The sequence below is a fragment of the Microbispora sp. GKU 823 genome, from assembly GCF_002027145.1.
In the GTDB taxonomy this organism is placed as follows: domain Bacteria; phylum Actinomycetota; class Actinomycetes; order Streptosporangiales; family Streptosporangiaceae; genus Microbispora; species Microbispora siamensis.
This window is the reverse complement of sequence record NZ_MWJN01000004.1, coordinates 50,470-72,780: the sequence shown is the minus strand read 5'-3', so window position 1 is coordinate 72,780 and position 22,311 is coordinate 50,470. Positions and strand designations below refer to the sequence as shown.

General features: G+C 67.2%; 19 protein-coding genes and 2 pseudogenes. 16 read left to right on the top strand and 5 right to left on the bottom strand.

Features of this window, described 5'->3' with window-relative positions:
* The first annotated feature begins 31 nt into the window (after positions 1–31).
* Both fxlM and B1L11_RS03830 read left to right on the top strand, forming a co-directional pair.
* Positions 32–2,082 (top strand): annotated as a pseudogene (gene fxlM, locus B1L11_RS54505) (methyltransferase, FxLD system).
* Positions 2,083–2,086: 4 nt separating this feature from the next.
* On the top strand, positions 2,087–3,184 hold the full coding sequence (locus B1L11_RS03830; RefSeq protein WP_079313191.1) for a hypothetical protein: 1,098 nt from the start codon (positions 2,087–2,089) through the stop codon (positions 3,182–3,184).
* 68 nt (positions 3,185–3,252) lie between these two features.
* Here the strand turns inward: B1L11_RS03830 and B1L11_RS03825 are convergent, their stop codons facing one another.
* A complete protein-coding gene (locus B1L11_RS03825; RefSeq protein ID WP_306291592.1) occupies positions 3,253–3,789 on the bottom strand; it encodes an NUDIX hydrolase in 537 nt (178 codons plus the stop codon).
* A gap of 205 nt (positions 3,790–3,994) precedes the next feature.
* The gene (locus B1L11_RS03820; protein WP_079313190.1) at positions 3,995–4,528 is read right to left on the bottom strand and encodes an AAA family ATPase; all 534 of its coding nucleotides are present in this window, start codon (positions 4,526–4,528) and stop codon (positions 3,995–3,997) included.
* 149 nt (positions 4,529–4,677) lie between these two features.
* Between B1L11_RS03820 and B1L11_RS03815 the strand changes: the two genes are divergently transcribed.
* The 13 genes from B1L11_RS03815 (at position 4,678) to B1L11_RS03765 (ending at position 15,538) form a co-directional block, all read left to right on the top strand.
* Positions 4,678–5,172, top strand: a complete 495-nt coding sequence (locus B1L11_RS03815) for an NUDIX hydrolase (RefSeq protein ID WP_079313189.1) — start codon at positions 4,678–4,680, stop codon at positions 5,170–5,172.
* 467 nt (positions 5,173–5,639) lie between these two features.
* The gene (locus B1L11_RS44785; protein ID WP_143736898.1) at positions 5,640–6,152 is read left to right on the top strand and encodes a hypothetical protein; all 513 of its coding nucleotides are present in this window, start codon (positions 5,640–5,642) and stop codon (positions 6,150–6,152) included.
* Positions 6,134–6,952 (top strand): hypothetical protein, encoded by an 819-nt coding sequence (locus B1L11_RS03810; RefSeq protein WP_079313188.1) that lies wholly within the window; start codon positions 6,134–6,136, stop codon positions 6,950–6,952. The genes B1L11_RS44785 and B1L11_RS03810 overlap by 19 nt, the downstream gene beginning before the upstream one ends.
* Before the next feature lie 4 nt (positions 6,953–6,956).
* The gene (locus B1L11_RS03805; protein ID WP_079313187.1) at positions 6,957–7,607 is read left to right on the top strand and encodes an SAF domain-containing protein; all 651 of its coding nucleotides are present in this window, start codon (positions 6,957–6,959) and stop codon (positions 7,605–7,607) included.
* Positions 7,608–7,613: 6 nt separating this feature from the next.
* Positions 7,614–8,357 (top strand): hypothetical protein, encoded by a 744-nt coding sequence (locus B1L11_RS03800; protein WP_079313186.1) that lies wholly within the window; start codon positions 7,614–7,616, stop codon positions 8,355–8,357.
* Entirely contained in the window at positions 8,354–9,667 is a 1,314-nt protein-coding gene (locus B1L11_RS03795) for a CpaF family protein (protein ID WP_179154965.1), read from the top strand. Before B1L11_RS03800 ends, B1L11_RS03795 begins: the two co-directional genes overlap by 4 nt.
* 155 nt (positions 9,668–9,822) lie before the next feature.
* Positions 9,823–10,497, top strand: a complete 675-nt coding sequence (locus B1L11_RS03790; RefSeq protein WP_179154964.1) for a type II secretion system F family protein — start codon at positions 9,823–9,825, stop codon at positions 10,495–10,497.
* Positions 10,494–11,363, top strand: coding sequence for a type II secretion system F family protein (locus B1L11_RS03785; protein ID WP_143736896.1), 870 nt, complete (start codon positions 10,494–10,496; stop codon positions 11,361–11,363). Before B1L11_RS03790 ends, B1L11_RS03785 begins: the two co-directional genes overlap by 4 nt.
* A gap of 21 nt (positions 11,364–11,384) precedes the next feature.
* Positions 11,385–11,597: a hypothetical protein gene (locus B1L11_RS46450; protein ID WP_179154963.1), complete on the top strand. Its 213-nt coding sequence runs from the start codon at positions 11,385–11,387 to the stop codon at positions 11,595–11,597.
* Entirely contained in the window at positions 11,594–11,968 is a 375-nt protein-coding gene (locus B1L11_RS03780; protein ID WP_179154962.1) for a TadE/TadG family type IV pilus assembly protein, read from the top strand. The genes B1L11_RS46450 and B1L11_RS03780 overlap by 4 nt, the downstream gene beginning before the upstream one ends.
* The gene (locus B1L11_RS03775) at positions 11,965–12,396 is read left to right on the top strand and encodes a TadE/TadG family type IV pilus assembly protein (RefSeq protein WP_079313181.1); all 432 of its coding nucleotides are present in this window, start codon (positions 11,965–11,967) and stop codon (positions 12,394–12,396) included. The genes B1L11_RS03780 and B1L11_RS03775 overlap by 4 nt, the downstream gene beginning before the upstream one ends.
* Positions 12,393–12,812 carry a pilus assembly protein TadG-related protein gene (locus B1L11_RS03770; protein ID WP_079313180.1) on the top strand — a complete coding sequence of 140 codons (420 nt, stop codon included), beginning with the start codon at positions 12,393–12,395 and terminating at the stop codon, positions 12,810–12,812. The genes B1L11_RS03775 and B1L11_RS03770 overlap by 4 nt, the downstream gene beginning before the upstream one ends.
* Positions 12,809–15,538: a LysM peptidoglycan-binding domain-containing protein gene (locus B1L11_RS03765; protein ID WP_079313179.1), complete on the top strand. Its 2,730-nt coding sequence runs from the start codon at positions 12,809–12,811 to the stop codon at positions 15,536–15,538. The genes B1L11_RS03770 and B1L11_RS03765 overlap by 4 nt, the downstream gene beginning before the upstream one ends.
* A gap of 23 nt (positions 15,539–15,561) precedes the next feature.
* Here B1L11_RS03765 and B1L11_RS03760 read toward each other — a convergent pair whose 3' ends face one another.
* Both B1L11_RS03760 and B1L11_RS03755 read right to left on the bottom strand, forming a co-directional pair.
* Positions 15,562–16,449: a phosphotransferase enzyme family protein gene (locus B1L11_RS03760; RefSeq protein WP_079313178.1), complete on the bottom strand. Its 888-nt coding sequence runs from the start codon at positions 16,447–16,449 to the stop codon at positions 15,562–15,564.
* 69 nt (positions 16,450–16,518) lie between these two features.
* Positions 16,519–17,904: a hypothetical protein gene (locus tag B1L11_RS03755; protein ID WP_079313177.1), complete on the bottom strand. Its 1,386-nt coding sequence runs from the start codon at positions 17,902–17,904 to the stop codon at positions 16,519–16,521.
* Positions 17,905–18,118: 214 nt separating this feature from the next.
* On the opposite strand from B1L11_RS03755, the gene B1L11_RS03750 reads away from it, so the two are divergent.
* Positions 18,119–18,721, top strand: coding sequence for an ATP-binding protein (locus tag B1L11_RS03750; RefSeq protein ID WP_079313176.1), 603 nt, complete (start codon positions 18,119–18,121; stop codon positions 18,719–18,721).
* Between the two features lie 242 nt (positions 18,722–18,963).
* Here B1L11_RS03750 and B1L11_RS03745 read toward each other — a convergent pair.
* Positions 18,964–22,091, bottom strand: a pseudogene (locus tag B1L11_RS03745) (type I restriction endonuclease subunit R).
* Positions 22,092–22,311: the final 220 nt, after the last annotated feature.

The window sequence follows — 22,311 nt, the reverse complement described above, 5'->3', positions numbered from 1 at the left end:
CGAGCCCCACTGAGAAGGAGCGCCCACGACCATGGACGTCGACGATGAGGACCTGCCGATCACGCCCGAGCAGGGCTGGTGGCATGCCAGCGTGTCGTTCCCAGGCGGTTCCGTGAGCCAGGAGGCTGCCCAGGCGCTGGCGTCCGCGCTGCACGACCAGCGGTTCCACTTCCTGCGCAAGGACGGAGGGCTGCGGCTGCGCACCGAGCGCTCGGCTGCGGACCTGCTGGACCGGCTCGTCGCCGACCAACTGGCCGACGGTTGGGTCGGCGGTGTCTACGAGCCGGAGACCGAGGCGTTCGGCGGCCCCGAAGGCATGGATGTCGCCCATGAGGTGTTCTGCGCGGACAGCCGCGCAGCCCTGGCCGAGACGGGCAGGGCGGGTGCCCGGGAACGCTGTGTCCTGCTGATCTCGACCATGAACCGGGCGGCTGGCCTGGACCCTTTCGAGATCGGCGACGTCTGGGCGAAGCTCGGCTCTCTACGCCCGTCCGTCAGCCCGCCCGCCGACGCCTCACGTGACCGGGCAGTCGCGGCCATGCGGCGCCTGATGAACGCCGACGCCGCTCGGCGGCCGGACGCCGAGCCCGGCTGGGCCGAGCGCGTCGCCGCGTTCGAGGAGGCCGGACACCGGCTGAGGCGGCTGGTCGCGGATGGGCGGCTGACGCGGGGTCTGCGCGCGATACTCGCCCATCACGCGATCTTCGCCTTCAACCGCGCCGGAGTGTCCGCCGAAGAGCAGGCCGCAACCGCATGGCTGGGCCGACACGTCGCCTTCGCCGACGAGGAGGCAGCTGACGTGTCTTCCCGCACGTCCACCTCACCGGACTCTAACCTCACCCGAATGGAGACCACCGTGACGCCTGTAACCGACCCCGCCGAGCTGCGCGAAGCGCTCGTGACCCGCCTCATCGACAGCGGCCACCTGCGCACTCCTGACGTCATCGCCGCCTTCCGGAACACCGAACGGCACCTGTTCCTCCCTGGCGTCGACCTTCAGGCCGCGTACGTCGACGACGCCGTGCCCGTCAAGCACGACGAGACCGGCGAGATGATCTCCTGCATCTCCGCACCATCGATCGTCGCCACCCAGTTGGAGCAGCTGGGCGCCAAGCCCGGCCACAAGATCCTGGAAGCGGGGGCCGCCACCGGCTACAACGCACACCTGCTCGGCCAGCTCGTGGCCCCCGGTGGTCACGTGTGGACCGTGGACGTCGACCAGGACCTCGTGGACGCGCCCAGAAGAACCTCGCGCAGGCCGGGGCCCCGAACGTGACCGTCGTGCTGGCCGACGGCGCCGCCGGCCTTCCCGAACACGCCCCCTTCGACCGCATCCAGTTCACCGTCGGCGCCGGCGACGTCCCCCTGAGGATCCTCGACCAGCTTGCCCCCGGCGGACGCCTGGTCATCCCGATGCGGATTCGCGGCAGCATCTCGCGATCCTTTGCTTTCGAACGCGACGGTCGGACCTGGAAGGCCGTCTCGTGTGAGATGGCGACGTTCGTGCCCCTGCGCAAAGGCGTCTGCGACGACATCTGCACCCTCGTGCATATGGCCGGTGAGGGAAACGTACGCCTGGAGACCTTCAGCGAGCAGGACGTGGACCACGAGGTGATACGCACCGTGCTGGACCAGCCGCAGGCCAAGGTCTACTCCGGCGTGAAGTTCCGCCAAGGGGACCCCTGGCAGTGGCTGTATCTGTACCTGGCGTGCGTGCTGCCAGGCGGCCTGTCGCGCATGCCCGGGTCTCGCCCCGGCTTCACCCCGCACTTCGGCTGGGGCTCCATGGCCGCGCTCGACGGCGACACCCTGGCCTACCTGACCGTGCGCGAAGGCGAGGACGAGCAGGGCAGGTTCTGGGAGATCGGCGTCATCGGCCACGGCCCGCGCGCCGCCGCGCTCGCCGACCAGGTAGCCACCGCGATCAGCGAATGGGACCGCGGCTGGGGCAACAACGCCCCGGAACCCGGCTTCCGCATGGCCGTAGATGACGCCCGCGACCAACTAACGGCCGCTGAACCGCGCTTCGTCATCGACAAGACCTACAGCCGTCTCGTCGTCGACTGGCCGCGCAGGAGCTGAGCCGATGATCCCCGCAATAGCCAGCCGGATCCCGCTGGTCCGCCGACCCAAGGCGGCCGGGTTACCCCTCGCCGAACGCATCCGCCACCTCACCGATCTGACCGTCGAGCCCGCCAATGCGAGCCACCGCGATCTGGTGGCCCGCGCCAGCGGGGTCCTCAATTACGCCGCGCTGATCGCCTCCGACGTCGGGATGCCGGACCTGGCTGCGCAGCTGTGTTGGAGGCAGCACCAGGTCTTCGCCAAAGCGGGCAACCTCACCGGGGACATTGCCGTGATGGCACTCATGCCACTGGTGAACATCGCCCGGCTGCTGATCCGCGAAGGTGACGGCGAAGGCGCCTACGACCTGCTCACGCGGCTGTACCGCGCTGCTCAGCGGCGCGGCACAGCCGAGATCCGCAACCACAACGTGGATCTGTCGGTGCTGATCGACACAGAGGCGGACCACCGAAAGGTCTGCGAGGAGCTGTGGGTCACCGTACTCATCGACGGTGCCAGGGCCTTGGCGCGGATCGGCCGCTGGACCGAGGCCGCCGAAGCCATGGCCGCGCATCGCGGCGTCGGCAATCGCCTCCTCGACGGCCGTCAAATCATGATCATGTCACTGATGGAACGCGGCCTCGACGAGCAGGCTCGCGCCACGATCGAATCCACCGTCCCCGCGGAACCATGGGAGAACGCCATCGCGGCCCTCCTGCGCATCTGCTGCCGCCCAGCGACGTCACCAGCGCCGCAGCCGGAGTTTGAGCATGCCCTGCGGGAGGCACTCGCTCTGATCGCCCCGCCCGACCCGGCGACCGCGACGTTCCAGGCCCGAGTCGGACTGACCACACTCGACCTGGCCCACGACCGGACCAGTCCCTGCCCCGCCCTTCTGCAGGACGCCGTCGTGGAGGTGGCCATCCTCGACGCCTACGCCGCCCGCGACGTCCTGAACCACCGCCCGGTCTACTCCCGCCTGGCTAGTGAGCAAAGACAGAAACTCCACGCCGTACTGACCGCGTCGGGGCTCGGTGCCGGGAAGCTCTCACCTGCCCACATGCACGCTCTCACCACAGCCGTGGACACGGCCGAAGTGACACTCCGCCGGCTTCTGTGACTCGCTCACGGTCTTCGTAGTAACTGCAAAGGCGTGACCTGAGCGGCCTCCAGCCAGAGCCGCTCTGGTCAGCGGCCCGTACCTTCTCGGGTACGGGCCAGATGCCTGGCGTACTCGCGGATCCGTGGTCTGTCCTCGGGAAAGGCGCCCTCCCAGTCGTGGTGCAACGGGACCCAGGCGGCCGGCTGGTGACTCTCACCGCTCAGCGGGAGCGACCCGTTGAGCACTGCGGCATACGCAAGGCCGAGCGTGAGCGCCCAATCAGAACGATAGGACCGCACGAAAACCGCCGCGGGGACGTCCGACAGGTCGCCGACGATGCCGGTTTCCTCATGCAGCTCACGGCGTGCGGCGTCCCGTGGGGCTTCTCCCTGCTCGACCTTCCCGCCAGGCGCCACCCAGCCTCTCCAGCGGTGCTTGACGAGCAGAACACGTTCAAGGGCCTCGTCGAACGCCCAGACCTCAGCCGCGATCGGCTCGATAGCGCTGCGGCTGCCCAGCAGTTCTTCCAGCCAGGCCCGCGCGTCGTCGAACTCCGCCTCGGCGCGGTACGTGTCAGTCACCGCCGCGCGCAGTGTGTGCTGGTCAGGGTTAGCCAGAATCACCGGCATAGGCTACTGACCGAAGAGCACCTCGCGGGAGGAACACAAGGAACACGGGGACCGGCCCGACGACGGAGGAAGCGCCTACAGGCGTCGGATGACGACGTACTCGTCCGCGCTGTCCTCGATACCTTCAACCACGACAATCTCACTGGCCGCGATCGTGGGGATCATCGCGGATCGAGGCGGCCGCCATCGTGCGGCGTTGTCACTGGTTGGTCTGCCCTGGAGTCAGGCGCGCCTGGCGCAGCACCTGCCGCACCGACGCTTCCAGCGGACTGTCCTCGCCGATGACAGTCTCGCACCCGTCCGGCAGCAGGTCGCGCTCGCGGTACCACTCCCGCATCTGGTCGGGGGTGAACTCCGACCGCTGGGGGCGGCTGTCATGCCGCCGGAGCGTCTCGGGAAGGGACACGTCCAGGTAGAAGAAGGCGCTGGTCCCGGCATGGTCACGGCGTAGGGACTGCAGCATCGCCCCGTACCGGCTGGCGGTGAGGATGCCTTCGAGCAGGACGTGATACCCGTGATCGAGGGAGTACCGGACGATCGTGTCGATGAGGCCGATGTTCACACCGTCATGTACGTCCCGCTCCCGCAGCAGTTCCCGCCGTACGACGTCCTGGCCGACCAGCGCCAGGCCACGGCCATAGGCGGCCCGCACGGCCCGGGCGACGCTGGTCTTCCCAGAGCCGGAGTTCCCGCGGAGAACGATCAAACGGGCGTCGAGAGAGCCGGTACGCACCGGCTCAGGGTATGAACAGTCCGTGGGCGACACGCCGTCTTTCCCTGCCGGCCGGTGACGTCCCGCCCAGTGGTGTACGAGCTGCTTCCACGTGAGGTTTGGAAATACCCGGCGCCAGGCCGTGCGCGGCTCATAGTGTCAGAGCCGTCATGAGCGACTCCGCGTCATACCTGGCCTATGTCGCCTCCGTACCCCGCCTTCGTGCCGCGGCAGGCGCATTGCTCCGAGACAACGAGGGGCGGGTGCTTGTCGTGCACCCGGTCTACAAGGACGAATGGGACATCCCCGGCGGCATGGTCGAGGCGGGGGAGTCCCCCGTCAGTGCTCTGCTCCGTGAACTGCAGGAGGAACTGGGCATTGCGCCGCCGGTGGGTCAGCTCGCATGTGTCGACTGGGTGCCACCGGCACCGCCCTGGGACGCCGGGCTGATGTTCGTCTTCAACGCAGGCGTGCTCACTGACTCCCAAATCGCGGCGCTCCGCCTGCAACCCGAGGAACTCGACGAATACGTATTCGCTCCTCCCGCGGACTTGGACAAGCTCTTGCCGCCAGGCCTGGCGCGGAGGATGAACGCGGCCATCTTGGCGGCAGGCGCCGGCCAGACTGCTTACCTGGAGGACGGCCTCATCCGCCTGCTCCCGTAGCCGGATCCACGCGCGGGCTCGTAGGGTTAGCGCCACAGCCAGTACGTCGTGGGCCGGCGGGCGCGACAGGTAGCCGCTGCGGACAGCGATGGCCGGACTGTTGGCAAGTCGGTAGCCGCCCTCATGGCGGTTTGTACCTTGCCGCTCTCAAGGCTGCAGTTCGAGACGTTCACGGAACTCCTGATCGCATTTAGGGCGCTATACAGAACAAGCGCCCACTAGGCGGAGAATTACGTTGTTTCGACGATTTGGGCTCAACTCTCGCGCCACAAGAGGGCAACCGCCACAAGGGTTTAGGCGTCTTGATAAATCGCTGGTAATGATTGAATGACCAGACCGTTAGGCGCCACACTTGGGCCACTACTCTAATCTGGCGACTGCTTGTAGTGGACCAATTTCTACGGTGAAGGTGCTGGCCGGTGAGGGTTGTTTCGCGATGCCCAAAACGAGCCTTGCCCTTGGTGGCGATGTTCGTCGTCACGGCAAGCGCTGTGACTGCCTGCCAGTCCAGCGGCACCGCTCCAGAACCAACCCTCACCTTGACGCCGCCCTCGCCCACTCCGACGGCCACCACGAGCGAGGATGCCGTCCTTGCCGCATACCGCGACCTCTACCCCGCCGGCCAACGCGCCGAGCGTGCTTACCCAGCAGAGCGCAAGGCGATCCTTGAACAGGTGGCCACCCAGCCTCTCCTGAGCCGGATGTTGCGAGGAATCGCCGCGCTCCGCGCCACGCACCGGGTGACATGGGGAAATCCCGAACATCACCCGTTCGACGTACGGATCGAGAGAGATCGCGCCACCCTCCACGACTGCCAAGACGCCCGGAAAGGCGGTCAGGCAGACGATCGGACGGGAAAGCGCCTCACGCATGGAACGAGTCGCATTCATCTTGTCGCCACCCTCGCGAAGGGGGCGGATGGCGCCTGGCGAGTGTCGAAGGTAGAGCAGGTGAAAGAGCCTTGTTCGCCTACGGCATGACTTATGTCCTTGTCGCCGGGCTTGCCATTGCCCCGCTCGGGGACGGAGACGGGGACGGCGTCGGCGTGTCGAGCGACTACACGGGCTACATCATTTCGGCCAAGCGCCTGCCCCGTCCCGGGTCAGCGACTCCGACTGGCAAGGGATCGAAGGTCAGATGTACTTACCAGCCGTGGTTCGCTGACGGGCGGGAGAACGGTGGTCTGGAGTTCGTCGATCCCGGCAGCAACCTGAGCAGCGAGCCGACCGGCAAGGGCGCCTACTACCTGGTCGAGTGCTCCGATGGCTACCGAGACGTCGTCTGGATCAAGAAACGGCGTGATGCGGTAACCCCTGAGCAGCTCGCTCGTCGAGCGTACAAACTGATCCCGATCGCGCCGCCGACGGTGCTCACCGCTCCGCCACGCGGCCAGGACGGGCTGGTCGGACTCCCGCAGTGGTTCTTCCTAGCCGACGGGCAGTGGGCGCCCAAGTCCAAGCGGCTGCACATCGGCGCTGTCTGGGCCGCGGCCACTGCCACTCCCGAGCGGATGACCATCAGTACCGGCGACGGCCAGACGCTCACTTGCGACGGGCCCGGAACCGCGTACGACACCACTCGGCCTGCCGACCAGCAGAGCTCCACCTGTTCGCACACGTACCAGCATCCGGCAAGTGCCTACCGGGCGACCGTGTCAGTGACCTGGAGCGGCACCTGGCGCGGTTCAGGTGGCACAGGCGGCACGCTGCCGCCCATCACGAAGTCGGTCACCTTCCCGATCCGCGTCATCGAAGCCCAGGCGCTCGTCACGAAGGGATAGCCCTATGCTCCAGCGCTCCACGCCGAGCAGGGAAGCGGGCCGGGCCACACACGTGCGCCCGCTACCGAGCAGGCGCAGCCCGGTGATGCTCGTTGTGAGCATCGCGCTGACCGCTCTCGGCGCGCTGATCGCTTGGCAGGTGTACGGCATCGCCGGACACCGGACGCCGGTTCTCGTCATGGCACGCGACGTTCCCATCGGCCAGCAGTTGCAAGCCCAGGACCTTCGGACGGTCGCGCTCGGCTTGGACTCGGGAGTACGGGCTGTGGAGGCTACCGACAAGAGCGCGGTCATCGGCAGACGCGCCGCTGTGGACCTGAAGGCCGGCAGCCTGCTGGCACCCGCGCACCTGACCGGGACACTCGTTCCGGCACCGGGACAGGTCGTCGTGCCGGTGGCGCTCAAGCCCAGCCAACTGCCTGCCAGGGGAATCCAGCCCGGTGATCGCGTCGTGGCCGCCGCCGTGGCGCCCGCCATCTCGAACGGGCAGGGCACCCCGGCCGATCACCAGGCTCGGGTCGACCGCGTCGGCGAGCCCGACGCTGACGGGCTCATCGTGGTCGACCTCGTCGTCCCGGCCGGCGAGGGCAGTGCGCTGGCCCGTCAGGCCGCGGACGGGAAGATCGCGCTCATCCTCCAGTCGCGGGCGAGGTGAACATAGATGCTGACCGTCTTGTGTTCGGGCGGCCACAGTCCGGGCGTCACGACGACCGGACTCGCTCTCACGCTGGCCTGGCCGCGTGAGGTTCTGTTCGCCGAGTGCGATCCTGCTGGTGGCAGCGTCCTGTCCGGATATCTGGTCGGCCAACCACAGGAACGCGGCCTGGGCGAGTGGGCGGTCCAACTCCGGCGCGGTGCCGACCCCGCCACCACTCTTCGCGAGCAGGTCCTGCATCTGGCCGGTGCCGGGTCCCGCCGGATCCTGCCAGGTCTCGCCGACCCTGCTCAGGTGGCCTCGGTCCGGCAGCTCTGGGTGGACATCGCCAAGACCTTTACCGCGACGCCCGGGGATGTGATCGCCGACGTCGGACGCGTGGGCGGCTCGGACATGCCTACCTCGCTGCTCGCCGACGCGGACCAGGTGCTCGTGGTCGCACGTCCCACGCTCGTGGATCTGTCCGCGCTGGCTCCCCGCCTCACTGAGATTCGAGCCCTGCGCGGTCGTCGGTCCGGTCCGCGGGTTCTGCTCGTCGGGGCCGGGCCGTACGGCCGCAAGGAGGTGGCGAAGACGCTCGGCGTGGAGGTAGTCGACCACCTTTCACACGATCCTCGGGCCGCGGCCGTGCTGTCGCATGGCATCGGCAACGAGCGGTACCTCCCCCGTTCTCCACTGGTTCGGGCCGCTCGTTCGCTGGCCGAGCACCTCTGCGAGGGACCGGCACGTACCGAGGTGACAGTCTCGTGAGCTTCGACGTCCAGCAGGCGGTGCGCGAGGTCCTGCCCACGGTCACGCAAGCGCTTGACGCTGCAACGGTCACCGGGGACGAGGCCGTACGCGAGTACGCGAGAGCAGTCATCACCGACCTGGTCCGCGAGCACGTGGACAGCAGGGCACTGGCCGGCAGGGATGCGCCGACGCTGCAGGAGGAGCACCGGCTCGCGGAAGCGGTCTACAACGAGATCTTCGCGCTGGGGCGTCTGCAGCCGTTCGTCGACGACCCCGAGGTGGAGAACATCGACGTCAACGGCTGTGACCAGGTGTGGATCACCTACCGGGACGGCCGCAAGGCGCTCGGACCACCGATCGCCGACAGTGATGAGGAGCTGGTGGGCAACGTCCGCCGGTGGGCCGCCTACCAGGGACAGACCACCCGGGATTTCTCGATCGCTCGGCCGCGTCTTCATCTGTCGGTCGGGCACCGGACCCGCATCGCCGCGCTGATGGGAGTCACGCCACGGCCGTGCCTGTCCATCCGCAGACACGGTTTGCTCGAGGCCGACCTGGACGACCTGATGGTGAACGGCACCGTGGACAAGGGGCTTCGCGCGTTCCTCGCCGCCGCCGTACGCGCCCATAAGGACATCGTGATCACGGGTGGGATGGGCGACGGCAAGACCACCTTCGCCCGGGCACTGGCCGCCGAGATCGCCCCGGACGAGCGGATCGCCACTGTGGAGAAGGAGTACGAGCTCTTCCTTCACCTGCAGACCGACCGGCACCGAGACGTGCTCGCGATGGAGGCCCGGGAGGGCAACACCGAAGGCTTGGGCGCGATCACGATGCGCCAGCTCATCGAGGACGCGCTGCGGTTCAACGCACGCCGGATCATCGTCGGTGAGGTCCGCGGCGACGAGCTGGTGCCGATGCTGGAGGCGATGAACACCGGCGGCTCCGGCTCCATCTGCACCATGCACGCCGACTCTGCCGACCAGGTGTTCGCCCGGATGCTGATCCTCGCCGGGTCCGGCGGCCTTTCCATCGCGCCGGACACGCTGTTCCGCACGATCGGCATGGCCGTGGACTTCGTCGTCCACCTGCGGCACGAACTCCGCCACGACATCGATGGCTTGGTCAACCGCCGCTACGTCGCGGAGGTGAACGAGGTGCTGCCTCCGGGAGACGGGCTGGAACCGGCGGTCAACCACGTCTATGTCCCGGGGTCGGACGGGCGGGCCGTTCCGAACACGATCCCGCAGTGCATGGAGGAACTGGTAGCGGCGGGGTTCGACCCGGACCTGTTCGCGCCTCGTGCCTGGGATCGAGGGTACGCATGACCGGCTGGCTCGCCGCGCTGGCTGGCGCGGCGCTCGTCGCGGGACCTCTGCTCGCCATCGTGGGAGCGCGCCGAGCCCCGGTACGGCCTCCGCGCCCGGCACGGCGGCTGCCGCGGATACCGGCGATTCCTACGACAGTGGCTGCGGGAGTTCTCGTGCTGACATGGTGGCTGACGGGGTGGCCAGTCGCCGCCCTCGGTGCTGCCGTGGGCGCTGTGGCGCTGCCGCGGATGCTCAGCGCCCGCGACAGCGGACAACGGATCGAGCGCCTGGAGGCGCTTCAGACGTGGACCCGCCATCTGGCCGACGTGCTGGGCGGCAGTGCGGGCATCGAGGAAGCGTTGCAGTCCAGCGCGGACAACCCGCCGCCGGCGATCGTCGCCGAGGTGCGGGCACTGGCGCGGCGGCTCGCCTATCGCACTCCGACCGAGCAGGCCCTGCGGGCGTTCGCCGATGACCTGAACGACCCGACTGGAGATGTAATCGCGGCAGCGCTGATCCTGGCCTGCCGCGCCCGCGGCAAGGGACTGCGAGAGGTACTCCAGGGCCTCGCCCGTACGGTGGCCAAGGACGTGGCGGCACGGCGGGAGATCGACGCCGAGCGCGCCACCCATCGCACGACCGCCCGATGGGTCATCGGCGCGCTGCTCGGATACACCGCCTTCGCGCTGGTCAACCGGGCCTATGTCGCCCCGTTCGGAACGGTCGGCGGCCAGCTGGTTCTCGGCATCGTGATCGCGTTGTACGCGGGTGCCTTCATGTGGCTGCACCGCCTGACCAGGGCGCCGAAGGGACATCGCTTCCTCAACCCCGCAGGTGATCCATCGTGATAGCGCTGGTGCTGACCTGCGGGGCATTGATCGGCCTCGGCGGAGCCCTCGCCATCATGGCGGTCTTCCCCGCCCCGCCCGCGCTCGCCTCAGCCATGGAACGGCTCAGGCCGGGTGGGAGCCGTGTCGAGCCGGATGGGGACTGGCGGTCGCGCATGGCGCGGAAACTGTCCAGAACAGTTATCGGGGCGCGGCTCCCGCAGGCGGATTTGGCGGTGCTCGGCAGGACGGCCGATGACTACCTCACCCAGAAGGGCGCGATGATCGGGCTCGGGGCGGCTGGTCCGGTCGGCTTCTGGGCGTGGTGCGCACTGCTCGGCGTCGTCCTTCCCTGGCCGGTCTCATGGGGGGCATGCCTGGCCTTCGCCGTCGCGGCGTTCTTCGCCCCCGACGCCTCGCTACGCGGCCAGGCCGCTGAGGCGCGGGCGGCGTTCCGGCAGGCCATCGTGGCGTACCTGGATCTGGTGGCGCTCGCTCGCGCGGCAGGATCGGGGCCGGCTGAGGCGCTGGAGTCGGCCGCCAAGGTCGGCGGGGGGTGGACCTTCCAGCGGTTGTGTCTCGCGCTGGACCCCGCACGGCGGGCCACCGCGAGCGCATGGGATGAGCTCACCCGGCTGTCCGAGGAGATCCGCGTTCCCGAGCTCGCCGACCTGGCCGCCATCGCACGGCTCGCCGGAACCCACGGCGCCGGCATCCTCGACACCCTCATGGCCAAGGCCCAATCCCTGCGCGAGGTCGAACTGTCGGCCGAGGTGTCCAAGGCCAAATCCCGTACCGAGACCATGACCGTCCCGATGGCCCTGTCGGTCCTCGGGTTCCTGCTGCTGCTCGGCTATCCCGCCTTCGCGCGAATGACCGGCGGCTGACCCTTTCGGAGGTACCCACCGATGATCTACAGAGCCATGCTCGCGCTGGCCGTACAACTAGAACGGATGTCGCTGATTATCAACCGGTACGTGCAGCGGCGCGGCGTGAACCCTGAACGCGGTGGTTCGACGGTCGAATGGGTGATCATCGCAGCCGTGGTGTTCCTGCTGGCCATCGCCGTAGGCGCGAAAATCACGTCCGTCGTCAACGAACAGCTCGCCAAGATCAAATGAGCGGGCGTGAGCGAGGATCAGCGACGCTGGAGGCCGCGCTGGTCTATCCCGCGCTCCTCCTGCTGGTCCTGCTCACAATCAACGCCGCGTTGTGGTTCCACGCCCGGAACCTCGCGTTGGCGGCGGCTCAGGAAGGACTGCGAGCCGGGCGGGCGTACGGCTCCAGCCTTTCCGCCGGCCAGGCGACAGCCGAACGCTTCATCCGGCAGGTCGGCGGCTCGTTCCTCACCTCCACGAAGGTCAGCGTCGAGCGCACCGCGGACAGCCTCAGCGTGGCGGTCAGCGGCCAGGCGATCAGCCTGATTCCGCTGTTGCCCCTCGATGTCGAGCAGGTCGCCCGGGCCCCGGTGGAGAAGTGGACATCCGAATGACGGACCTGCGTGAGCGCGGCTCGATGGCCCTGGAGACGGCGATTATCGCGCCTGGACTGGTCGCTGTGCTGCTGATGGTGATCGGACTGGGCCGCGTCACTCTCGCCTACGGTGCCATCGACGCCGCGGCGCGGGACGCGGCCCGCCAGGCTTCCATCGCCCGCGATCCAACCGCGGCACGATCGGCCGCTCTCTCCAGCGCGCGGGCGGCACTCGAGCGTGAAGGACTGGCGTGCTCGCCGTCGGTGGCAGTCGACACGACAGGGTTCTCCACTCCGCTGGGGAGGCCTGCTGTCGTGGTCGCTCGTGTCACTTGTGACGTGGACCTGGCCGACCTCGCCGTGCCCGGTGTTCCCGGATCCAAGCGCCTGACCAGCAGCTTCAGCAGCCCGATCGACCCGCACCGCGCAAGGAGCGGACAGCCGTGACCCGGACCAAGGAGCGAGGCTCCGTCACCGCGTTCACCGCGGTGCTCGGCCTGGCGCTGCTGATCTGCGCCGGACTCGTCGTGGACGGCGGAGCCAAGATCCAGGCATACCGCGAGGCGTACGCCGTGGCCGAGGAGGCCGCCCGCGCCGGAGCTGGACAGGTGGACATCGACCACGCCTACGCCGGCGGCCGATTCGAGATCGACACTTCCAAGGCGTTGGCCGCCGCCCGGGCCTACCTGTCCTCCAGCGGGCACTCGGGCAACGCCTCCCTATCCGGCAACCGCACGGTCCAGGTGACCGTCACGGTCTCCCGGCCGACCATGCTGATCTCCCTGATCGGGATCGGCAGCGTGACCGCCACAGCCAGCGCCTCAGCGCGCATGTTCCAGGGCATCGAGCAAGGAAGATCATGACGATGTACGGGCTGCGTCACCCCATCCTCGCCAAGGCAACGGCGATCGCGGTGCTTACTGGGCTGCTCGCCGGGATCCCCGCCATCCTGCTGACCTTCTTCTGGCCGGTAGACCTTCCCACTCTCGACGACCTGGCCACACCCGCCGAACCCGTTGTGATCAAAACGCTCCTGCTCGCGACCGTATGGACGTGCTGGACCCTGTTCGCCGGGGCAGTAATCGCCGAGTTGGTGGCAACGGCCCGCGCCAGGCGCGGGAGGGTGCGCATGCCGTTCCAGCGACTGGCGGCCTACCTGATCACCACGATCACCGTGGCAACCACAGCTCCGGTTGCCGCATCCCGCGGAACCATCCCGGCGGCAGCGGTGGCAGTCACACCAGTGGCCTTGCCCTCGCACCACCTGACGGCGGCCGAGCCGAAGACGTCTGAGCCGGCAAAGCCGTACGCGACCTACGTGGTCCAGCCGAGAGACACGCTCTGGTCGATTGCCGACAAGCAACTCGGAGACCCGATGCGCTACCGGGAGATCGTCGCGCTGAACCAGGGACGCGCCATGGACGACGGGCAGACCTTCACCCGGGGAGACTGGCTGAGACCCGGATGGACGCTACGTCTGCCGGGCGACGCGGCCAGGAAGGAACCTCGCTCATCCCAACGCACCCATACCGTCAGGCCGGGCGAGAGCCTGTGGGAGATCGCCGAACAGCACCTCGGAGACGGCAAGCGATACAAAGAGATCTTCAGGCTGAATAGAGATCGACCGCAGCCGGGCGGCGCCCGGCTGACCGATCCTGACGTGCTGGAATCCGGATGGCACCTCGTCCTGCCCGAACGCGAACGGGACACCGGGAAGGCCGATCCGACCCGCCACCGAGCCCCTTCGCTTCTTCCCACGGCTATATCGGCAACGCGGCAACCCGGTCACCACGAAGACGCCTCACCTCGTCCCACGGCGGACTTCTCGCCGCAGCCAAGGAGATCGGCCGTCTGTTCCAGCGTGGTCGTGCTGCCGGAAGGCGGCATGATGGCCATCTCCTTCGCCGCCGGCGTGGCCGTCGCGCTCGCCTCCGCCCGGCTCCGCCATCGGCGACGCCTACCCGTCCCGGCCGTCGACGAGCCGATCAGCGTGCCTTCCCTCGAACCGCAGGCGCCTGCCGTACGAGCGCTGGAGCAGTCACACCACCGCAGCTTCGCCGAATCAGAAGATGGTCCGCCGGACGATTTCGAGCTGGTCACCTCCGCGTTCTCCATCGACCCGCCATTCATGCTCAAAGCCGGGCTCCGCGGCGAGGAGCCCGTCTCCCTTGAGCTGTCCGGCCTGAACCTGGCGTTGACTGGTCCGGGAGCTGAAGACTGCGTACGAGCGATTGTGCTCGACCTCCTCACCCAGGCCGACCAGCATCGCGCTGAAATCGTCATCCCCTCCCAGGACGCCGTATGGTGGTTCGGCGAGACCATCACCACCCTGGCCAATCACCTGCCGGGCCTCCGGCTGGTCGCCACCCTGGACGAGGCCATCGACCACCTCGAGGAACAGTTCGTCGCCCGCCGCCGCATCCTCCGCGACCAGGACACCGACGACATCCCCCAGCTCCGCGAGGCCGAGCCCGGTGAGCCGCTGCCCGCGCTGCTGTTGACCGCCTGCGCTGCGGATGGCCATGCCTACCTGGACACCCTCATGAGCTTGGGGTCCACCTTCGGCGTCGGGTCCGTCCTGATAGGGCGATCGTCGTCCGGAACCACCTGTGATATCGACCAGGACTACCGAGTGGCCGAGACGATCGGCCCTCTGGCGAAGGAACTCCGCGACGTCACGCTGTTCCATATGCCGGCCGATGCGGTGGCGACAGTGCTCCACACACTCGCCGTGGGGAACGGCATGCCGGCCGAGCCAACCGAGAAGCCGGCAGAACTCGAGGTCCCGCCACCCAGCACCGCACCCCAGCCGGTCCGGTTCGCCATCCTCGGCGCACCGGTCATCGAGGCAAGCGGCACACCGGTGGACATCTCCGGCCGCGCCAAAGCGCTGGAGCTGTTCGTCCTCCTGGCCGTCTACCCCAAGGGCCTGGATCGCGAGGAGATCTGCGAGCATCTCTGGCCGGATCTGGAGGAAACGCTGGCCGGGTACCGCTTCCACGCCGCACTTAAGGACCTGCGCGCCGCGCTGCGCGGAGCCTCCGGCCTGGGCGAGAAGGAAGCCAGTTTCATCGAACGAAGCGGCAAGACGTACCGCATCGAGGCGCAGCGCGTCGACGTGGATCTATGGGCCTTCCACCGCGCGCTCGCCGACGCGCGTACCGCCGCGGACGAGGAGGCCAAGACGGTCGCACTGGAAGTGGTCGCAAGGCTGTGCCAGGGACGCCTGTGTCAGGGCCTCAGGTACGACTGGCTCGATCAGGACCACCGCTGGCCGCTGACCGTGGCCAGTGCGAAGGCCCTCCTTCAGCTCGGAGTGCTCCACGAACGCGCAGGGCGGAACGAGCGCGCGTTGGAGGTTTACGACCAGGCGTGCGCTCTCGACCCGGACATGGAGAGCGCAGCCAGATCGGCCATCCGGCTCCTGATCGACCTCGGCCGTGCTGACGAAGCCCGCATGCGCGCTCGCCATTTGAAGGCCCGCCTCGATGCCCTCGGGGTGGCCTGTTCCTCCGAAACCCAAGCCCTGCTGGACCGGATGAACTCGGCTCCAAAGTCGCCGGTCAGGCTTCAGACCCCACGGGCTTAGGGTTCGCTGTCGGTCGCGCCAGATTAGAGGGCGTTCCACCTGCGCGTGCTGTCTCCTGTCATGAGGGAGGACAGTCGGTTGAGCAGCTCCGTGCGGGCGGCTGGGTTGTGTTTGGCGCCGCGGATGAAGGCGCTGAGGCTGCGAACCTCACGGATCTGTGCCAGCAGGTTCAGGTCGCCGTCCTCCACTGGGTCGGTTCCGTAGGCCGTACAGAAGTCGTGCCATAAGGACTGCGGATAGCCGAAGCGGCGGGGGCGCAGGTAGATGGGCATGAAGTCGTACGCGGGCGGGCCGACGCCGACGGAGTCCCAGTCGATGAGCACCCAGCCGCCTTCGTGATGAGGGAGAAGGTTGTTGGTGTGGGCGTCGCCATGCACGATCCCCCGCGGCAGCGTGGCCGCGAGCCGCGCGAAGCCCTCCTCCAACTTCACGCAACGCGCGACCAGCCAGTTCCGCTCGCTCTCCGACAGGACGGTGGACGCCATCGCCTCGGCTGCGGTGCTCCCCACCGGGCGAATAGAGGGAAGCGGTAGCGGAGGCAGCGGATGACGGTGCAGCACGCGCAGCAGGCCGGCGAGGTGGGTGACGTCGGCCGACCGTCCGTCGAGGGGCGGCAGGTACTCCCAGAAGGTCACCAGGTAAGCGCCAACTATCACGGGCTGGGTCACGTCGAGCGGCCTCAGCGTGGGAAAGCCCTTCTCGGCGAGCCAGGCGGCGGTCTGGACGGCGATGCGCATGCGTTCCAGCGCCGAGGCGTTGCGGACGCGCGCGACGGCGTTCTCCCGGGGCAAGTGGTAGATCGCGTTGGCGTGAACGCGCAGCAGCCGAGCACCATCACAATCGAGCCCGGCCTGTCGACAGGCGTCTACCAGGGCTGTCCTGTAGGGGGCGTCGACCGGCTGCGTACTCATCGTGAGAGTTGGCGCTCCCCGTGTTGCCCGGCTCACCAGACGGCACTTTGTCGTCTGATCCCCGGAGCTCTACGCAACTCCGGCCAATTCATCATGCACGCGTTCATCGAACGCGACAACGTGAGGCTCCTTGTCGGGTAGCGATCGGCGGAAGCTCCGAAACCGGCTTCGGACCCGGGTGGAGGCGATGGTTCCCGCGGTGGGGAGAGCCTGTTCCGCGACGGCCAGGGCGGCGTCGAGGTCGCCGGTCTTGAGATGGGCTGCTGCCAGGTTGAGCTGGCAGAACAGCCTGTCGCGGGCGCGGTCGGTGCTCTTGCCGGTGAGTGCTGCGTCCAGGTGGGGCAGCGCGGCGGTGGTGTCGCCGATCACGACCAGCGAGTGCGCCACCTCCGCAGCGAGTTCGGGCGGGTCGAAATAGCCGATCCATGCAGGCTCACCGCCGGGATCGCCGGTGTCGAGTTCCCGTTGGGCGGCGAGGAGGGCCTGGCGGCAGGCCGTGGCCGCGTGGGTGTCACCCTTCTCGTACAACCGGGCGCATGCCCGAGCTTCTGCGGCGTAGGCGAGTGCGCGTACGGCCGGTGTGGTGGCGGACAGGGCGACGTCGTCGTGGGCGGCACGAGCGAGGTAGAGGGCCTCGTCGGCGTGGTCGCGGTTGAGCGCCTGCTGGCTGAGGCGTACCAGCACGAACGCGTCGAAGCCCCGCGACTCCACGCCGGACGCCTTTGCCAGGCGCAACGCCTGGATGTAGTAGCGCTGGGCCAGGCCGTGCCGTTCGAGGTCGTAGGCCATCCATCCGGCCAGTTGCAGCATCTCGGCGGCTACGGCGAAGAGGCTGCGGCCCACGGCATCGGTGTAGCTGCCGCGTAGCAGAGGGGCCACGTGATCGTGCAGGTAGGTTGTCACCGCGCTACGCACCAGTCCGCCGCCTCGGGCGTGGTCGAGCCCGGAGAACCATGCGCACGTCTCACGGATCTGGGCGACCTGGCGGTGCGTCACCTCTCGGCTTTCCGTCTGCCTGCCGGTCGCCGAGTCGACCAGACCGTACCGCCAGCCGGTGATGGCCTCGGAAACAGCTGGAGGGGCAAAGTCCAACGCCGCCAGGGCGTGGGCGCGTGCATGGTCCACCTCACACGCCAGCAGCTCGGCGACGCATTCGACGGTGACGGGAAGAGACCGCTCGTACCGCAGGGCGAGATCGGAGACCGCCGGGGCGAAGGCCACCGGCCACACGTCGTTCAGCGTGACCGGTCGGCCGAGACGCGCAGCGAGCACGGCGACGATGACGCGGGCCACCGCCAAATCCGGCACTGTCGTCCCGGACAGGTAGCGCCCGATGCTCACCCGGCTCACGCTCACCCCGGATTCCCGGGCGAGCGGATGCGAGTTGACCGCCGCGGCGAAGCTTTCGTGCTTGCCGAAGCCGGCCTTTGCGTACAGGCGCGCAAGTCCAATCATTTCGTCCTTCCCTTCCTGATGAGGAGGACAACGGGGCCCGCAGGATAACAGGCTGCAGTCGCCCCATCACTGTCATGTTCACCGATGAACACGGCGAACTTTCTGAACCTGCAGCGGACGCGAAACGCCTGGTCACGGCGCTGCGGATGAGATTTCCTTGGGCCTCGGCAACCGAGCGGGAGTGCGGTTGGCCCTTCCTTCCGAGGAGACAGCAATGACCCCTGGCTGGTGCCAGCGCGCCTTTCGCGGCGAGGCGCGCCAACTCCAGGAGGTACGCCGGTATGTCGGCGGCCTGCTGACGGACTGCCCGGACCGCGACGCCGTCATCACCTGCGTGGCCGAGCTGGCCTCGAACGCCATCATGCACACCCGCTCCGGAAACGGCGGCACCTTCGTTGTCCACGTGCAGCGCAGCACCAACGCACTGCGCATCGCCGTCGCGGACGCAGGAGCCGCGACGCAGCCGGCCATCCGCATTGCCGAGACCGAGAACCTTCTTGAGGGCGGCCGCGGCCTCGCGATTGTGGCGGCTCTCAGCGAGCAGATGGGTGTCGACGGGGACGCGCGAGGCCGGACCGTCTGGGCCGAGTTCCGCTGGCCAGAGCAGCAGTCCGTCGCTCGGATGTCGCCGGAGGTCGAGCCCGCCCGCACCCTCGTTGAGCTGGGCACCAACTTCGGCGCCTGGGTCTGCTGGTTCGGTAACCAGACACGTCAATGGTGGGCCGTGCCCCGGATGGCCAAGCCGCTTCTGATCTCCGCTTCATCTGCGCACGACCTCGCACACCGAATCGCCGTCATCGAGCAGAACGGCGCATAGACCGCCGCGTGGCCGGAGAATCGTCCACCCCCGGGACGTACCCCCGACTCCGGCCACGCGGCCCGAGCATCGGCGGTGCCGCTCGTCTCCGTCGCCGCGGCAAGGTCGTGCCGTCTATGCCGTTAAGCGATCACGTGCCATAACCTGTGGGACGTGGGGTGCCGACGTCGTTCCCGTGCCCCGGATCGCGCACCCCGCATCCCATACGAGATGCTTTGTCTGACGTTCCGAGAGTCCGGCAGTCACTTCGCCCAATCATCAGCGAAGCTCTCCATCTGGCGGATGACGAGCGCGATTGCCTCGGGCTGAGCGTCCGGTGGATAACCGTGCTTAGCGAGGAGCCGCTTGATAGTCGTCCGAAGCTTGGCGCGGACGTCATCACGGTACACCCAGTCGGTCTTCACGTCTTGACGGACTATCCTTACCAGTTCACGAGCAATGTCCGCCAGCTTCCCCTCGCCCATCACCGAGACTGCAGACTCGTTAGCGGCCACCGCGTCGTAGAACGCTAACTCGTTCATGTCGAGTGGCGGGGCGAAGCTCTGACCTCGATTAGCATCCGCGGAAACCTCCTGGGCGAGCCTGACGAGTTCCTCGATGATCTGCGCGGCCGTGAGGTTCTGATTCGTGTACTTGCGCATGAGCTCCATCAGCCTGTCGCTGAAGCTCTGCTGCCGGACGATGTTGTTCCTGGTGACCTCCCGCATCTTGCCTTCGAGGAGACGGCGGAGCGCCTCGATGGCAAGGTGTGGATTATGCGCCTCGCGCATCCGCTGAATGAAGTCGTCATTGAGGGTCGAAAGGTTTGGCTTTTCGATGCCGGCTGCGGCGTAGATGTCGGTTATTCCATCGGCCTCGATGCGCTGGCGGTCAACTGACGCAAGTACAGTTCCACATCATCGGGGATGGGCAGACCGCGGGCCCGGCGTTCCTCGGCGTCGAATTTCGCCATCCAAATCCGGACCGCCACGAAGAACGTGATGTCATCGCGGAGGTCACTGAGGTCTGTAGAACGGGAGCAGAGTGCCCAAAGCCGCTCCAGTTTGGTAGCGGCCTTAGTAAATCGCAGACCCAAGGACTGTTCGGCATCTGGCGGGGTGTTCGCGGGATTGCGCAGAAACTCCACAGCTCCGGTCACAGCGTTGATGAACGCCTTCGATGACTTGGTAGCCAGTCGCTTCCGCCACGGGTAACCGTGAAGGATGCCTGCGATGATGGCGTGCTGGTTCTTCACCTCGTCCACCGCGCGCTCGATTTCGCGCCCCAGAGGCTTGGACTGCTGGTCTTCGGTGGTGTAGTCCGCAATCGCCTTCATGAGGTTGTCGCTCAGTGGGGCGTATCCGACGAGCAGACCGTCCTGCTTGCCTCGAAATCTGCGGTTGACGCGGGCGAGGGTCTGCATGAGTTGCGCGCCCTTCATTGGGCGGTCGAGATAAAGCGTATGCAGCGGCGGGGCATCGAAGCCGGTCAGCCACATCGACTGAACGATCACGATCTCCAGCTCATCGTTTTCGTCCTTCATCCTGGCCTGAATGGCGCTTACCTGCGACTTGCGCCGGACATGCTTGGCGATCTCGGGGGTGTCCTTGTTGCTCCCCGTGTAGACTACCTTGATCTTCCCGGTCGCATCGTCGTCGGTGTGCCAGTCCGGCTCTAATTTGATGAATCGGTCGTAGACGTCCGCGCAAATCTCCCGTGTGGCACAGACAATCATCGCCTTGCCCCGTACCCCGATAAACTTTTCCATCTGCGCCGCCCGCTCGTCCCAGTGCGCGACGATGTCCTCGACAAGGGTCCGCACCCGGTCAGGAGCGCCGTACACGGCGTTGATCACCTGGACGTTGCGCCGGATCCGCTCCTTCTCCGAATCATCCATGCCGGCCATGGCTTCATCGGCCCGCTCGTCGATCTCCTCGGGGTCGACGTCGGAGGGCAGGTTCACCGGGATGAGCCGACTCTCGTAGTACACGGGGACGGTGGCACCGTCCTCCACTGCTCGAGTCAGATCGTAGATCGGCTGGACATAGTCGCCGAAGACCTGCCGGGTGTTCCGGTGAGCCTCAGAAATCGGCGTACCAGTGAAGGCGATCATCGTGGCGTACGGCAGGGCATCCCGTAGATGCCGCGCGTAGCCGTCCAGGTCGTCGTAGTGGCTCCGGTGCGCTTCGTCGACGATCACGATGATGTTGCGTCGATCCGAGAGCAGCGGATGCTTGGCTCCCGCGTCCTTCTCCGCCTTGGTCTTCCCGAACTTTTGCAGTGTGGAAAAGATGATCCCGCCGTAGGTCCGGCCGGCCAGCTCGGCCCGGAGCTCCTCCCGGGTGGATGCCTGGGTCGCCTTCTCCGGAAGCAGCTCGCTTGCGGCGAATGTACCCCAGAGCTGGTCGTCCAAGTCGGTCCGGTCGGTGAGTACGAGGATCGTCGGGTTCCCGAGCGCCGGATGCCGCATCACCTGGTTGGTAAACAGCTCCATTTCCATCGACTTGCCAGAGCCCTGGGTGTGCCAGACCACTCCGGCCAGTCCGTTGGTCCGCACCGCCTCGACGGTCCGGGTGACCGCCTCCTCCACCACGAAGTACTGGTGAGGCTTGGCAATCCGCTTGATCAAGCCCTTCTTGCCCTGGGCAAACGCGACGTAGCCGTCGACCAGCTTGACGAAACGTTCCTGGTTGAAGAGCCCATGCAGGAGAAGATTAAGCGGCAGATTCTCGTCCCTGGCAGGAGGCTGGGGGACAGGCTCGCACTTCTCATCGACATTCCATCGCGCGAAATGCTCGAACTGTGTGAACGGCGTACCATAGGCAGCAGTGATCCCGTCGCTAACCACACAGGCTACCGTGGCGCTGAATGCTAGAGGGAACTCGTGGACGTACCGCATCAGTTGCGCGTGCGCTCCGCGCAGATCGGCATCCTCAGCCCCGGCCTTCTTCAGCTCTACGACCGAAACCGGTAGCCCGTTGCAGAACAGCACAATATCGAATCGCCGATGGTACTCGCCCTGCCGGATCGTGACCTGGCGCGCGGCGATAAAGTTGTTGTTGTAGGGTTCCCGTAAATCGATCAAGCGGATCGTCGGTGTGTGCTCGACGCCTTGCTCATCGGTGTAGGTGATTCGAAGGCCGTTGTCCCGGCCGACCATGTAGTCATGGATCCGCTTATTTTCGACAAACGCATCTTGCGAAGCCGCGGAGACCACTCGCTGCAGTGCATCCTCCACCACAGACGGAGGCAGCTCCGAGTTGAGCTTTGCGATCGCCTCCCGGAGCCGCTTCCGAAGGATCAACTCCGACCATAACGACCGCTCTCCCGATCCGGGGTTGAGCGAGGTCCCGGAGACCGCCTGCCACCCCAGCTTACCCAGGGTGTCCATAGCGAGCGCTTCCCACTGCGCCTCAGACAGATCCTTCATAGTCGTCCCTCGTCTCTGGGATCGTCGAGTTGCTCATGCTTCTAAATGGCGTCTGGGTATGCGTGGGTGAATAGGTCCCGCTCCTCACGCTGTGCTTCGATCTCTGCGGGCATGGTTTCCAGCTCGCGGCGCTGTACATCGAGGCTGAGGAACCGCTCGTGCGCTGCTCTCTGGCCGCCTC